The organism is Pseudomonas farris, assembly GCF_019145235.1.
Classification (GTDB): domain Bacteria; phylum Pseudomonadota; class Gammaproteobacteria; order Pseudomonadales; family Pseudomonadaceae; genus Aquipseudomonas; species Aquipseudomonas farris.
In genome coordinates this window covers 76,060-89,872 of sequence record NZ_JAHSTV010000001.1, presented here as the reverse complement: position 1 = coordinate 89,872, position 13,813 = coordinate 76,060, and the positions used below count along the sequence as shown (strand labels likewise).

The window sequence follows — 13,813 nt, the reverse complement described above, 5'->3', positions numbered from 1 at the left end:
GATGGCTACGCATACGCGGGGTGAATGATTGTCGCGGTCAGTCATAGGGTGGACTTATGCTCGGTCCAACTCCTGACTGACAACAACAATGAGGTGTATGCCATGCGTGAAGTGGTGATCGTCGACAGCGTACGGACCGGCCTGGCCAAGTCCTTTCGCGGCAAGTTCAACATGACCCGTCCGGACGACATGGCGGCCCACTGTGTCAACGCGCTGCTCACGCGCAATGACGTCGACCCGGCCAGCGTCGAGGATTGCATCGTCGGCGCCGGCTCCAACGAAGGCGCCCAGGGCTTCAACATCGGCCGCAACGTCGCGGTGCTGTCGCACTTGGGTATTGGCACGGGTGGCATGACCCTTAACCGCTTCTGTTCGTCAGGCTTGCAGGCCATCGCCATTGCCGCCAATCAGATCGCTTCGGGCTGCAGCGACATCATTGTCGCTGGCGGCGTCGAGTCGATCAGCCTGACCATGAAAAGCGTCAACACCGACAACCTGATCAACCCATTGCTGAAAGAGCAGGTGCCGGGCATCTATTTTCCCATGGGCCAGACCGCCGAGATCGTCGCGCGTCGTTACGATGTCAGTCGCCAAGAGCAGGATGTGTACGCCCTGCAAAGTCAGCAGCGTACCGCCCTGGCGCAGGCCGCCGGATTGTTCAACGATGAAATCGTACCGATGGCGGTGAAGTATCGCGTCGAAGACAAGGTCACCGGCCAGGTGCAGATCCTCGACGGCATCGTCGATCACGACGACTGCAACCGCCCGGACACTACGCTGCAAAGCCTGGCCGGGTTGAAACCGGTGTTTGCCGAAGACGGCTCGGTGACCGCCGGCAACTCGTCGCAGCTGTCCGATGGCGCTTCGATGACCCTGGTGATGAGTCTGGAAAAAGCCCTGGCGCTGGGGCTCAAGCCCAAAGCCTTTTTCCGCGGTTTTGCCGTGGCCGGGTGTCAGCCGGACGAGATGGGCATCGGCCCGGTGTTCTCGGTGCCAAAGTTGCTCAAGGCCAAGGGGTTGCAGGTTGCCGACATTGATCTGTGGGAGCTCAACGAAGCATTTGCCTCGCAATGCCTGTACAGCCGCAATCGGCTGGAAATCGACAACGACAAATACAACGTCAATGGCGGTTCGATTGCCATCGGCCACCCGTTCGGCATGACCGGTTCGCGTCAGGTCGGGCACATCGTGCGAGAGTTGCAGCGGCGTAACCTGCGCTACGGCATCGTCACCATGTGCGTGGGGGGCGGGATGGGGGCTACGGGGTTGTTTGAGGCGGTGCGTTAGACCTTAAGTGTTTTGTTGCCTGATCAACCGCATTCGCGAGCAAGCCCGCTCCCACATTTGACCGAGTTCCAACGTTGGACACGGTTAAATGTGGGAGCGGGCTTGCTCGCGAATGCAGACACTGCGGTCTATCGGCTCATGCACAAGAACTGCATCCGCTCGATATATGCCTGAATCTCACGCACCGCTGCCTCTCGGTTTTCAAACGGCCCCTCCAGCGTGTGTTCTCGCGTGGTGAAATACAGCTCTCCATTCACACGACACAAGCGGTCACAGCGAAAGTGGGTGGCGGGGGCGTTGTCTTGGGCGCGCATGCCGTACATGGGCGATCTCCTGCGGGTGACGGTTTCAATGAGCTTATGCATGAACCACTTACCCCGCCTGGCCACCTGATCGACGGCATATCGTCAACTTTATGCTGCGACCTGCACAGTTTCATTCGCGGCCCGTTGGCAACTGTCCCTGTGTCGCGCCCCGGTCTGAGCCTAGAATGACCGTTTTCGCCAATCGGCTTCGGGGTCAGCATGCATATTTCATCGGGTCGCTGGGTTTATGGTCTGTGCCTGGCCTTGCTGACTGCGTTGCTGTGGGGAATCCTGCCGATCAAGCTCAAGCAAGTGCTGCTGGTGATGGACCCGGTGACGGTAACCTGGTTTCGCCTGCTGGTGTCCGGCGGTTGCCTGTTCATTTATCTGGCGGCGACCAAACGCCTGCCGAGTCGCAAAGTTCTCGGCCCGCGCGGTGGCTGGCTGGTGTTGATGGCGGTACTCGGACTGGTCGGCAACTACGTGCTGTACCTGATGGGCCTGAACCTGCTCAGCCCCGGAACCGCGCAGCTGGTGGTGCAAATGGGCCCGATCATGTTGCTGATCGCCAGTCTGTTCGTGTTCAAGGAGCGTTTCAGCGTGGGGCAGGGGATTGGCCTGTTGGTGCTGCTGATCGGCTTTGCGCTGTTCTTCAATCAGCGTTTGAGCGAGTTGCTCACCTCCCTGACCGATTACACCGCCGGTGTGCTGATGGTGCTGTTGGCGTCCACGGTCTGGACCTTCTATGCCTTGGGCCAGAAGCAGTTGCTCACGGTGTGGAATTCGTTGCAGGTGATGATGGTGATTTACCTGTTCTGTGCGCTGTTGCTGACGCCGTGGGTGCATCCGCTGGAGGCGCTGCAATTGAGCCCGCTGCAAGGCTGGCTGTTGTTGGCGTGCTGTTTGAACACGCTGATCGCTTATGGCGCCTTCGCTGAAGCCCTGGCCCATTGGGAGGCTTCGCGGGTCAGCGCGACGCTGGCGATCACACCGCTGGTGACCTTTGCCGCCGTGGCCGTTGCCGCGTGGTTATGGCCGGAGTATGTGCATGCCGAACAGATCAATGGCTTGGGTTATGGCGGGGCGGTGTTGGTGGTGCTCGGGTCGGCGTTGGTGGCGTTGGGGCCATCGTTGATGGCGGGGCTCAAGGCCCGGCGGGTGCGGATGGCATTGGGTCGATAGACCGCGTCATCGTTTTTCGCGAGCAAGCCCGCTCCCACAGGTGACCGAGTTCTATCAGAGGAATGCGGTCGAATGTGGGAGCGGGCTTGCTCGCGAAGACTGACGGTCAGGTGCTAAATTACTTTCAGATTCACCCCTGCTTGCCAGCCTCCAACATGTCCTCCGGCCTCACCCACGTGTCAAACTCTTCATCCGTCAGATACCCCAGCTGCAACGCCGCCTCTCGCAAGGTCAGCCCCTCGCTGTAAGCCTTCTTGGCAATCTCGGCCGATTTGTCGTAGCCAATATGCGGATTCAGCGCCGTCACCAGCATCAAACCTCGTTCCAGATGCTCAGCCATCTTCTCGGCATCCGGCTCCAGCCCGGCGATGCAATGCTGCTGGAAGTTGCTGCAGCCATCGCCCAGCAAGCGGATCGACTGCAGCAGGTTGTGGATGATCACCGGTTTGAACACGTTCAATTGCAGGTGGCCCTGACTCGCCGCAAAACCGATGGCAACGTCATTGCCCAATACCTGACAGGCCAGCATCGACAGCGCTTCGCACTGAGTCGGGTTGACCTTGCCGGGCATGATCGAGCTGCCGGGCTCATTGGCCGGCAGTTTCACTTCGGCAAACCCTGCTCGCGGGCCGGAGCCCAGCAGGCGCAGGTCGTTGGCGATTTTCATCAGGGTCACGGCAAGGGTTTTCAGGGCGCCGGAGAGAGTGACCAACGGTTCGTGACCGGCCAGGGCGGCGAATTTGTTGTGGGCGGTGACGAACGGCAGGCCTGAAAGGGCGGCCAGTTCAGCAGCGATCGCTTCGCCAAAACCGTGGGGCGAGTTCAATCCGGTGCCGACCGCAGTGCCGCCCTGAGCCAGCTCACAGACGGCCGGCAACGCGCTGCGGATCGCCCGCTCGGCGTAATCCAGTTGTGCGATGAACGCCGAGAGTTCCTGGCCGAAGGTAATCGGCGTGGCGTCCATCATATGGGTACGACCGGTCTTGACCAGTTTCATGTGCCGTGCGGACAACTCAGCCAACCCGCCAGACAACTCGCTGATCGCCGGCAGCAAATGCTGCTGCACCGCCTTAGCCGTCGCGATGTGCATGGCCGTGGGGAAGCAATCGTTGGAACTCTGGGAACGGTTGACGTGATCGTTGGGGTGCACCGGACTCTTGCCACCGCGCGGGTTGCCGGCCAGTTCGTTGGCGCGACCGGCGATCACTTCGTTGACGTTCATGTTGCTCTGGGTGCCGCTGCCGGTCTGCCAGACCACCAACGGGAACTGCTCGTCGTGGTCGCCGTCGAGCACTTCGTCGGCGGCCTGTTCGATCAGCCGGGCGATGTCGGCGGGCAGGTCGCCATTGCGATCATTGACCCGCGCCGCGGCTTTCTTGATCAGGGCCAGGGCGTGCAGCACTGCCAGCGGCATGCGCTCGTTGCCAATGGCGAAGTTGATCAGCGAGCGTTGCGTCTGAGCGCCCCAGTAAGCGTCATCCGGGACTTCCACCTGGCCCAGGCTGTCGGTTTCAATACGGCTCATCATGCACACTCCTGTCGGTCTGATAGCGCAGTTTAGGCCGTGATCGTCGGCCGTGGTTCCATCAGTCTGGAATTTGACCGTTCAACCCTTCTAAATCAGGCGCTACAAGGCTTGGGGTTGAGTGACACACTTTTTTAGGTGCAGAATGGACGCCCTTGAGGTTTTGCCTCGCCTGCTAGAAAAGGAAACTCGATGACTCGTCTTCGTGCCATCTGTACCGCGGTTGCACTGGTTTGCGCCAGCGGCCAGGTTTTTGCCGATACCGCCAGCCACAACGCCAGTGCCGAAGCTTTCCTGACCCTGGCGCACGCTGACAAATTGGGCACTCCGGTGTACATGCAAGTGCAGCAAATGTTCGCTCAGCGCTTTGAACAGACCAAAGCCCCTGAATCGAAAAAAGCCCTGCTGGAAACCTATCAAGCCAAGGCCAACGCCGCTCTGGACGCAGCCATTGGCTGGAACAAGCTGAAGCCAGACATGGTCAAGCTTTACACCACCAATTTCAGCGAATCCGAGCTCAAGGATCTGGTTGCGTTCTACCAGTCGCCACTGGGCAAGAAAGTCCTGGAAAAAATGCCGCAGCTGACTCAGCAATCGGCCCAGATGACTCAAGCCAAGCTGGAAAGCGCGGTGCCGGTGGTCAACAAACTGCTGGCTGACATGACGGCCGAGCTGGAGCCTAAAGGCGCCGCCGCTCCTGCCAAGAAAAAGCCTTAAGCGGAGTTCGGGATGACCATGCAACAACGCATTGAATCGACGCTCGGACTGCTACAGCCCGAGCATCTGCAAGTGCTGGATGAAAGCCACATGCACAGCCGTGGGTTACAGACCCACTTCAAGGCGGTGGTGGTCAGCCAGCAGTTCGAAGGCCTCAATCGCGTCAAGCGTCACCAGAAGGTGTACGGCACTTTGGGCGAACTGATGGGCGAGTTCCATGCGTTGGCGCTGCATACCTACACGCCGGAAGAATGGGCACAGATCGACGCGGCCCCGGCTTCGCCGACCTGTGCTGGCGGCAGCAAGCATTAAGCAGATCAAAAGATCGCAGCCTGCGGCAGCTCCTACAGGGTCGCGCAAGGCCGTGCTTTTGTAGGAGCTGCCGAAGGCTGCGATCTTGGCCATCTAAAGCCAATCGCCGCTGTTTTTTGCTAGAATCCGCAACGCGCCGCTCACCCGGCGCGTTTTTTTTCGCATCCGGTTCACCCCTTACGAGGGTAGCCACCTGGAGAATTACCCATGACACAACAGATTGTCGTGGCGGCACTGTATAAGTTCGTCACCCTGGAAGATTACGTCGCCCTGCGCGAACCGCTGCTGCAAGCAATGGTCGACAACGGCATCAAAGGCACGCTGCTGATCGCCGAAGAAGGCATCAACGGCACCGTGTCCGGCAGCCGTGAAGGCATTGACGGGCTGATGGCGTGGCTCAAGAACGACCCACGCATGGACGACATCGATCACAAAGAGTCGTACTGCGACGAACAGCCGTTCTACCGCACCAAAGTCAAACTCAAGAAAGAAATCGTCACCCTCGGCGTCGAAGGCGTAGACCCGAACAAAAAGGTCGGCACCTATGTGGACCCGCAGAACTGGAACGCGCTGATCAACGATCCTGAAGTGCTGTTGATCGACACCCGTAACGACTATGAAGTCTCGATCGGCACCTTCGAAGGCGCCATCGATCCGAAGACCACCAGTTTTCGCGAATTTCCCGACTACATCAAAGCCAATTTCGACCCGGCCGTGCACAAGAAAGTCGCGATGTTCTGCACCGGCGGCATTCGCTGCGAAAAGGCCTCGAGCTACATGCTCAACCAGGGTTTCGATGAGGTTTATCACCTCAAGGGCGGCATCCTGAAGTACCTCGAAGAGGTGCCCCAGGAAGAAACCAAATGGCAGGGCGACTGCTTCGTGTTCGATAACCGCGTAACCGTGCGCCACGACCTCAGCGAAGGCGACTACGATCAATGTCATGCATGCCGTACGCCCGTCAGTGTGGAAGACCGTGCATCCGAGCATTACGTGGCCGGCATCAGTTGCCCGCATTGCTGGGATAAGCTGAGCGAGAAAACCCGTCGCAGTGCCATCGACCGGCAGAAGCAGATCGAACTGGCCAAGGCGCGCAATATGCCGCACCCGATTGGTTACAACTACAAGCAAACTCCTTCCGAGGCTTGAACCATGTCTGCACGTCGCCTGCTCTATGTGATGGACCCGATGTGTTCCTGGTGCTGGGGTTTTGCACCAGTCGCCAATGCGCTGGTCGAGCAGGCGCAGGCAGCGGGGGTGGACGTGCATCTGGTCGTCGGCGGTTTGCGCACCGGCAGCGGCTCAGCGCTGGAGCCGACCACCCGGCGCTACATTCTTGAGCACTGGCAGGCGGTCCACGAGGCCACCGGCCAACCGTTCAAGTTTGAAGGCGCGCTGTCCGATGGATTCGTCTACGACACCGAGCCTGCGTGTCGGGCGCTGGTGACGGCGCGCAGCCTGGCACCGGATTGTGCGTGGAAACTGCTCGGGTTGATCCAGCATGCGTTCTACGCCGAAGGTCGCGACGTTACCCACGCCAGTGTGTTGGTGGAGCTGGCAGAGCAGGCCGGTTTACCGCGCATCGAGTTCGCCGCCGCCTTCGACCGTGCCGATCAGCACGCAGCCACCGCTGCCGATTTCACCTGGGTCCAGGACCTGGGCATTGCCGGTTTCCCGACTTTGCTGGCAGAGCGTGATGGTCAATTGGCGTTGCTGACCAATGGGTATCAACCTTTGAGTGTGTTGTCACCGTTGCTCGGCCGCTGGCTGGAGCGCGCTGCCTGTGCATGACCTGCCCGACGACGTTCCAGCCCCTGCACGTGTCGACCGTCTGAGCTGGGCAGAAATCCGTCGCCTGGCCCTTCACCATAAAAAATCCCTGTGGATTGCCAACGGCGTCGCGGTATTGGCAACGCTGTGCAGCGTGCCGATCCCCTTGCTGTTGCCGTTGCTGGTCGACGAAGTGCTGCTGGGCCACGGCGACGCCGCGCTGAAAATCATGAACCTCGCGCTGCCTGACGTCTGGCAGAAAGCCGCGGGTTACATTGGCCTGATGCTGCTGGTGACTCTGGCACTGCGCTGTGCGGCGTTGTTGTTCAACGTTGTGCAGGCGAAATTGTTTGCGGCGCTGGCCAAAGACATCGTGTATCGGATCCGGGTGCGGTTGATCGAGCGGCTCAAGCGTATTTCGCTGGGGGAATACGAAAGCCTGGGCAGCGGCACGGTGACTACGCACCTGGTGACCGACCTGGACACGCTGGACAAATTCGTCGGCGAAACCCTCAGTCGTTTCCTCGTGGCCATGCTGACGCTGGTGGGCACCGCCTCCATCCTGATGTGGATGCACTGGAAACTCGCGCTGCTGATCCTGCTGTTCAACCCGTTGGTGATCTATGCCACGGTGCAGTTGGGCAAGCGGGTCAAACACCTGAAGAAACTCGAGAACGACAGCACCTCGCGCTTCACCCAGGCCTTGACCGAAACGCTGGATGCCATCCAGGAAGTGCGCGCCGGTAATCGACAGGGCTTTTTCCTCGGTCGGCTGGGCCAGCGAGCGCGTGAAGTGCGCGATTACGCAGTGAACTCGCAATGGAAAACCGATGCATCGAACCGTGCCAGCGGCTTGCTGTTCCAGTTCGGCATCGATATTTTCCGTGCCGCGGCCATGCTCACTGTGCTGTTTTCCGACCTGTCCATCGGCCAGATGCTGGCCGTGTTCAGCTACCTGTGGTTCATGATCGGTCCGGTAGAACAACTGCTCAACTTGCAGTACGCCTTTTACGCCGCTGGCGGTGCGCTGTCGCGGATCAACGAGTTGCTGGCCCGTGCTGATGAGCCGCAATACACCGGCAGTGTCGACCCGTTCCAGGGGCGCGACACGGTGGGCATCGAAGTTCAGGGGTTGAGTTTCGGCTACGGCGACGAGTTGGTGTTGAACCAAATGAACCTGTCGATTGCTCCTGGTGAAAAGGTTGCGATTGTCGGCGCCAGCGGGGGAGGGAAAAGCACCCTGGTGCAGTTGCTGCTGGGCTTGTACACGCCGCTGGCCGGCACCATCCGTTTCGGTGGTTCGACTCAGCAAGAGATTGGCCTGGAAACCGTGCGCGAAAATGTCGCCGTGGTCTTGCAGCATCCGGCACTGTTCAACGATACCGTGCGGGCCAACCTGACCATGGGCCGCGAACGCAGCGACGAAGCCTGCTGGCAGGCATTGGAAATTGCTCAACTGCACAACACGGTGCGTGAATTGCCCAACGGCCTGGACAGTATTGTCGGGCGCTCCGGTGTGCGTTTATCCGGCGGGCAGCGTCAACGACTGGCGATTGCGCGGATGGTGTTGGCCGAACCCAAAGTGGTCATCCTCGACGAGGCCACGTCCGCCCTGGACGCGGCCACCGAATACAACCTGCACCAGGCACTGGCGCGGTTCTTGAGCAACCGCACCACGCTGATCATTGCGCACCGGTTATCGGCCGTGAAGCAGGCCGACCGGGTGCTGGTGTTCGATGGTGGGCAAGTTGCCGAGGATGGCGACCATCAGCAATTGATTGCCGATGGTGGGTTGTACGCCAAGCTTTATGGGCATTTGCAGAAAATGTAAGTTAGTTCCAGAGCACCTGAAGCGAGCTTTCGGCACCCTCATGGCCGAACTGTTTCATCACCACCGAGCACGACCCGCAGGGACGCATCGTCGTCGCCATGTCGACGGAGCGGATTTCCTTCGGGTCCGGATATTTCTCCCGAATCACGCTGATCAGTTTGCTTTCACTGTCCAGCAAGGTGGGCCTGTTCGTCTGAGCCGGTTTGTAGTTGCCGATATCCTTGATAGTGAGGGGGACGGCCAATATCTTGCCCTCGGCCGTGACTTTGAGGGCGGTTCTCGGGAAAGCCTGATTGAAATCGATGTTGATGTACGTTGTATCGCCGATTCGGACATGATTGGCACCCAGATGTCGAAACAGCGGCAAACGGGTGGTGCTGCCCTGAGCGCCGGAAACACTGACGTAGATTTCTCGATGTCCCGAGACCGGCGTCACTTCGGCGAAGGCAATATTTCTGGCATTGAACGGACGCTCGTGTATGGGCAACAGGCTTTGCAGTTTCTGCATTGTTTTGTCGATCCGCAATGCGGCATTGGCGTCTTTGGGGTTGATGGTGGGCGACAGAAACAGGGTATCGAAAATTTCTGCTGTTTTTTGCCGGAAGGCTTGCGGTGCTTCCTTGCTGCGTGTCCAGGTGGTTGCCCCTTCCGGTAGCTGAGTGACGATCATTCGGGTCGAGTGATCGAACATCAAGGCCTCGCCGGGGCTGGTGTCCACCTTCAACCATTTCATGTTGCCGGACGGCGTAGCCGTGGTACCGATCGGAATGGCGATATCTTCCATGGTTTTCATGGCGCGCTCGACGGCCTCGATCCCGTGGATGCGGGCGATGTTGTTGGCATTCAGCGAGCCGGTGTATACCCGTAACAGCTCCTCCCCGAGCGTGCCGTCAGCCATCTCTGTTTTCGCCAAGCGTTTGAAGGTCAGTGATCCGCTCAGACTGTTTCCTTTGGGTACTGTCGCCAGATAGTACTGGTTGGTGTTGACCCGGGTGAAAACATGGGTGGCCGTATCATCAATGTTTGGCACCAAAATGGCCCCGACCCGATGCAGGTCATTGGTGTCCTCATATGTTCCACGGATCTCAATACGCGCGTAAATGCCTTTGCGAAACTCTATGGTGGCGGTGATGTTCTTGCTCGGTACCAGATGGCTTTGGGCGAAACCCAGGCTTCTCAGGTCGCCATCGAAGCGTCTTCCCACGTTGTCACTAACTCGGTAGATCGCGCCATCGAGCGTGAGAAACTGACCTTCGTGCCCGATTCTGCCCGTCGGCGTGGAGAGCCGGTCACCAAACCACAGCGCGTAGCCTTTAGTTTCGTCGAATGAGTCAGGTTGGGGTGTCGGAACGGGATTTGCAGTCACATAACTGTTGATACAGATATTTTCCCCGGGGGCGCGGCGCGGGCGGCACGGAATAAGTTTCAGTGCTTCGCTGTCATCAATCAGGTCAACTCGACGTAGGGTATTGCCATCCAGCCGGTAAGGGACATCATCGAGAAACAGCGTGGTTCGGCCATCGACTTCAAGTATTTCTCGAACACGGGTGTTTTCAGCAACCTCGACCATCACATGGCCGTTTTCTCTTTTCAGGGGGCTGTAGTGGGATCGCCCTGGCAGAAGTTCGCCTGATGTGGAGTGAAGTAAAGGGCCGTAGGGCTTGGACGATAACGGATCAACCAGGCGATAGTTGACCTCGCCAGAGGAGGCCAGGTTTCGTACCGGTACGTCGTCAATGCCTCTGATAGTCGCTAACTGATCGCCGCTCGCCAACGGCTTCCAACGGCCAGGGTTGCTGATCTGCGGCAGACTGTGCGTGAAATCATAGTGACCCGCTTTGCCCGCCAATTGCTTGATTCGGAAAATTCCAGATCGAACCAGCCCCAGCCCCTTGTATCCCAATATCTGGACCAGTGAGACCGCCATATCGGCAGGGTTCAGAGCTTGCAAAGTCAGAATCGTTGCCTCTTTGATCGTTAATGAAAATATCGGCAGCCTCATCCTTAGAGCCAATCGTCCGGGATTTATAATCAGTCTCAATGACCCAGCGGCAAATTTACCGATGGGACTGACAAACGGAACCAGATCCACTGAAATGCCGAATGCGCCATTCACCATGCGTTCCGGTTCTCCGGAATCCAGATCTTCAATATTTGTCCAGAAAGGTACGAATGCCTTTATGGTTTTTCTTGTCTTGTCCAGGCTGGCAGCCTCACGTTCAAACTCCGTCTCTCCATAGGCGGTAGCGCGAAGCACTTTTGGGTCTTGGAACAGTAATTGGGTGGCGATGAAGTTGCTGATTTCCTTACAGCGACTTGAGTTGATTGACATCGGGAGTTCATCGATGGCGCGCGATGGTGCCAGGAATGTATGATCCAGTTGTTCGATGATAGCCTCGCACCTGACTGGACTTTTCGGTTTTACACCGTTGGCATGGGCGTCCCAGTCAAAAGGCAATGTCTGATTGCTCAAAGTCTCGACGGAGTTGGAGTACATGCCTATCGGCCAGTTTTCGTAGGTGAGCACTCCGCCGAACAGGGTTGGGGCAAGGTTGTCGATGCGACGTATAATTCCCGCCCTCGGTAGCAGTTCGATGGTGCTGGTAAGACCGTTAAAGGTTGCTACTAACAGCAAGCCATTGCGGGCACGCAGCGGTAAAATCTTGTCAGACGTTTCGTGTTTGGCTTCTACACGAAACGTTTGCTTCCTCAGGGTATAAATTTTGAGTTCGCCCAGTTCCAGGGTCTGTCGATCAGAATATGTCAGCGACGCCAATAGATTGTTGATCAGCGTTGCGTAGGCTGCTGTCAGTGATTGCAGGTGGCTCAGGAATTTCTCGTCAAACTGTTTCTTGACCTCGGGCAAGGTGCCGGTTGGCCCATTCGAACCAAAAAAACCCTCGCTCCGTATATTTCGATGCTCATCTATTGATATTTCAAGTCTTGTGAGGGTGTGATCGTTTCTCGCAATGTACCAAGGTTTGCCATCATCAAACTTATCTGATGCCACAACTTCGGCTGCCGAATAGAAGTCATAGCCTTTGCCTGGGAGAGTCGGAGTATCTTTCCCGCGTGAATATTCGTGTCTTTTTCGTGCCAACAGATGTTCTTTCCAATACCAGTGTTTATCTTTGGCTCCGAACCGTATTACTTTTGGCGTCAAGGTCGTTTCTACTGCCGCTTGCGCAATGGACAATCGTTTGGGCGGTTCCTTGTTGAGCTGAATGATCGCTTCACTGAGGTTTGCGATGTGTTTATCCAGTTCCGATTGCGCCCGTTCTATATGAAGTTGCGTGAACTCTTCTCGTCGTTTTTGCGGAATGAATCCCTGTGTTACCGCCCAATCCAGAGTCGGAAGCAATCTCGCCAGGCCAATCATTTCCGTCTGTTCTGCCGATGCACCCTCCGTTCGCTCGAGGGGCAGCCTGGTCAATTGCTCGAAATTGAATCTGGTCAACGCTCCGGGGTCGGTTGCGTTGATCAGGTTCACGCCATTCACGAAGTTTACCCAGACGAAAGAACTCCTATAGGGCAGATCGGACGGAATATGGCTGACACTGAACTCGGCTGGAAATTGGCGAAGGAACAGCCTGGCGATGACAATGGCCTCTTTTTCCGACGATGCCTGCATTGATGTGAGCAGATGGGTTTCGAACTCGCCCCTAATGGATGGGTAGCTCTTCCCCCAGTTTGAGCGAGCCTGTAAATCGTAACCGGCGATTCGTTCGGGAATGTCGGTGGGAGGTGACTGGAACCAGATCTCAAGTGCGTTGGCGACGACCTTGGTGCGTATGCGTGGCGAGTAGTCCTCTTCTGGTTTGCCCCCGTACCAATCCATTGCGGACAGCAGGTACGCCCCCAGTTTTTCTGCTTCCGGGCTTTCGAGGATTTTCTTGAGAAAAACGGTTGGCTGAGCACGAATCTGTTCAACCGTGGCCGATGAAAGTATGTCTTGAGCCAGAAGAGCCAGGAGGGACGAAGTTTTATCGGACAGATAAGTTTGGATTATTGTTTTGAGTTCGCGGGCAGCGATCCCATAATGTGTTTTTTTCAATCCGACTTGGGAACGGATGTCAGCAGCTGACAGGCCAGCAAGGGATGACTTGAGGCTGTGCTTCACAGGGCTAGGTCGAAAATCCAGGATGTTGAAGTCTTCTTCAAGCCCCAGTTGAAAGCTTGCGATCTTTTCTTCCAGGGTATCTATGGCCGCTTGGTGCTGCTCGGCGTGTGTCGGACTCCATGGAGTCATTCCGTAAAACGTGGCCATGCCGAAGAAGGGAATGAGTCGGTCATGGCGGATATGTCCACCCAGTAACGTGACCGACTTTTCGATTCGGGTTTGATGATTTTTCCATTTCGCGTTCCCTGTCAGGTTCAGTACCGTCTCGTGTTGACCGTCGAGATTTGATGTTTCATAAACATATGCGCCATCTTTCAACGTGACAGTCAGGTTGCGCGGGGACACGTTATTGGTCTTGCACAAGGCTTGATAGTCGGAGTCTTCGAGCAACTGCTGCAACGCGATTTGACCCTTTTCGTTTTCCTGATCCAGGGGGGAAAAGGAACAAGGCTGCATAAGCTTGTTCTTGTAATCAGCCAGCGATGTCGACTTCAGGCGCATAAAAGACAGCAACAATTCATAATCCCGAATCTGCCCTTGGTCGACCTGAGCGGCAGTAGGACGGGGCGTGACCGGGTTGCTTGTTGCGCCAGTGACAGGTGGTTTTTGCATAGTGTGGTTTCTCTTTCTCGTATTGGTCGGTTTTCCGCAGTTTCGCGGGTGCCTGGCTGCCAATTACAACGACATGAGAGAGAGACCGTGCGGTATATGTATATCGCAAAGGGATCGAAATGCTGTTCCTTGCCAGTGACAACCGGTTCTTA

At 57.2% G+C, this 13,813-nt stretch carries 10 protein-coding genes; 7 read left to right on the top strand and 3 right to left on the bottom strand.

Translation table 11 applies throughout. From position 1 onward, the window contains the following. The first annotated feature begins 102 nt into the window (after positions 1 to 102). Positions 103 to 1,287: a thiolase family protein gene (locus KVG95_RS00355; RefSeq protein WP_052964147.1), complete on the top strand. Its 1,185-nt coding sequence runs from the start codon at positions 103 to 105 to the stop codon at positions 1,285 to 1,287. A 128-nt stretch (positions 1,288 to 1,415) separates the two neighbouring features. Here KVG95_RS00355 and KVG95_RS29625 read toward each other — a convergent pair whose 3' ends face one another. After that, the gene (locus KVG95_RS29625; protein WP_123494538.1) at positions 1,416 to 1,610 is read right to left on the bottom strand and encodes a DUF6316 family protein; all 195 of its coding nucleotides are present in this window, start codon (positions 1,608 to 1,610) and stop codon (positions 1,416 to 1,418) included. A gap of 201 nt (positions 1,611 to 1,811) precedes the next feature. Here KVG95_RS29625 and KVG95_RS00350 point away from each other — a divergent pair, with 201 nt between their 5' ends. Beyond that, positions 1,812 to 2,774, top strand: a complete 963-nt coding sequence (locus KVG95_RS00350; RefSeq protein WP_217854132.1) for a DMT family transporter — start codon at positions 1,812 to 1,814, stop codon at positions 2,772 to 2,774. Positions 2,775 to 2,904: 130 nt separating this feature from the next. On the opposite strand, the gene KVG95_RS00345 is transcribed toward KVG95_RS00350, so the two are convergent. After that, entirely contained in the window at positions 2,905 to 4,299 is a 1,395-nt protein-coding gene (locus KVG95_RS00345; RefSeq protein WP_123723130.1) for a class II fumarate hydratase, read from the bottom strand. Between the two features lie 192 nt (positions 4,300 to 4,491). Here KVG95_RS00345 and KVG95_RS00340 point away from each other — a divergent pair, with 192 nt between their 5' ends. The 5 genes from KVG95_RS00340 (at position 4,492) to KVG95_RS00320 (ending at position 8,929) form a co-directional block, all read left to right on the top strand. Then, a complete protein-coding gene (locus KVG95_RS00340; RefSeq protein ID WP_008005911.1) occupies positions 4,492 to 5,016 on the top strand; it encodes a DUF2059 domain-containing protein in 525 nt (174 codons plus the stop codon). Positions 5,017 to 5,028: 12 nt separating this feature from the next. Further along, complete coding sequence (locus tag KVG95_RS00335) at positions 5,029 to 5,328, top strand: BolA family protein (RefSeq protein ID WP_052964137.1); 300 nt, start codon at positions 5,029 to 5,031, stop codon at positions 5,326 to 5,328. 207 nt (positions 5,329 to 5,535) lie between these two features. Beyond that, complete coding sequence (gene trhO / locus KVG95_RS00330) at positions 5,536 to 6,477, top strand: oxygen-dependent tRNA uridine(34) hydroxylase TrhO (RefSeq protein ID WP_217854131.1); 942 nt, start codon at positions 5,536 to 5,538, stop codon at positions 6,475 to 6,477. A gap of 39 nt (positions 6,478 to 6,516) precedes the next feature. Next, on the top strand, positions 6,517 to 7,119 hold the full coding sequence (locus KVG95_RS00325; protein ID WP_217854466.1) for a DsbA family protein: 603 nt from the start codon (positions 6,517 to 6,519) through the stop codon (positions 7,117 to 7,119). Further along, a complete protein-coding gene (locus KVG95_RS00320) occupies positions 7,112 to 8,929 on the top strand; it encodes an ABC transporter ATP-binding protein (protein ID WP_217854130.1) in 1,818 nt (605 codons plus the stop codon). Before KVG95_RS00325 ends, KVG95_RS00320 begins: the two co-directional genes overlap by 8 nt. A 1-nt stretch (position 8,930) precedes the next feature. Here KVG95_RS00320 and KVG95_RS00315 read toward each other — a convergent pair whose 3' ends face one another. Then, positions 8,931 to 13,661 (bottom strand): hypothetical protein, encoded by a 4,731-nt coding sequence (locus KVG95_RS00315; protein WP_217854129.1) that lies wholly within the window; start codon positions 13,659 to 13,661, stop codon positions 8,931 to 8,933. Between the last annotated feature and the right edge of the window lie 152 nt (positions 13,662 to 13,813).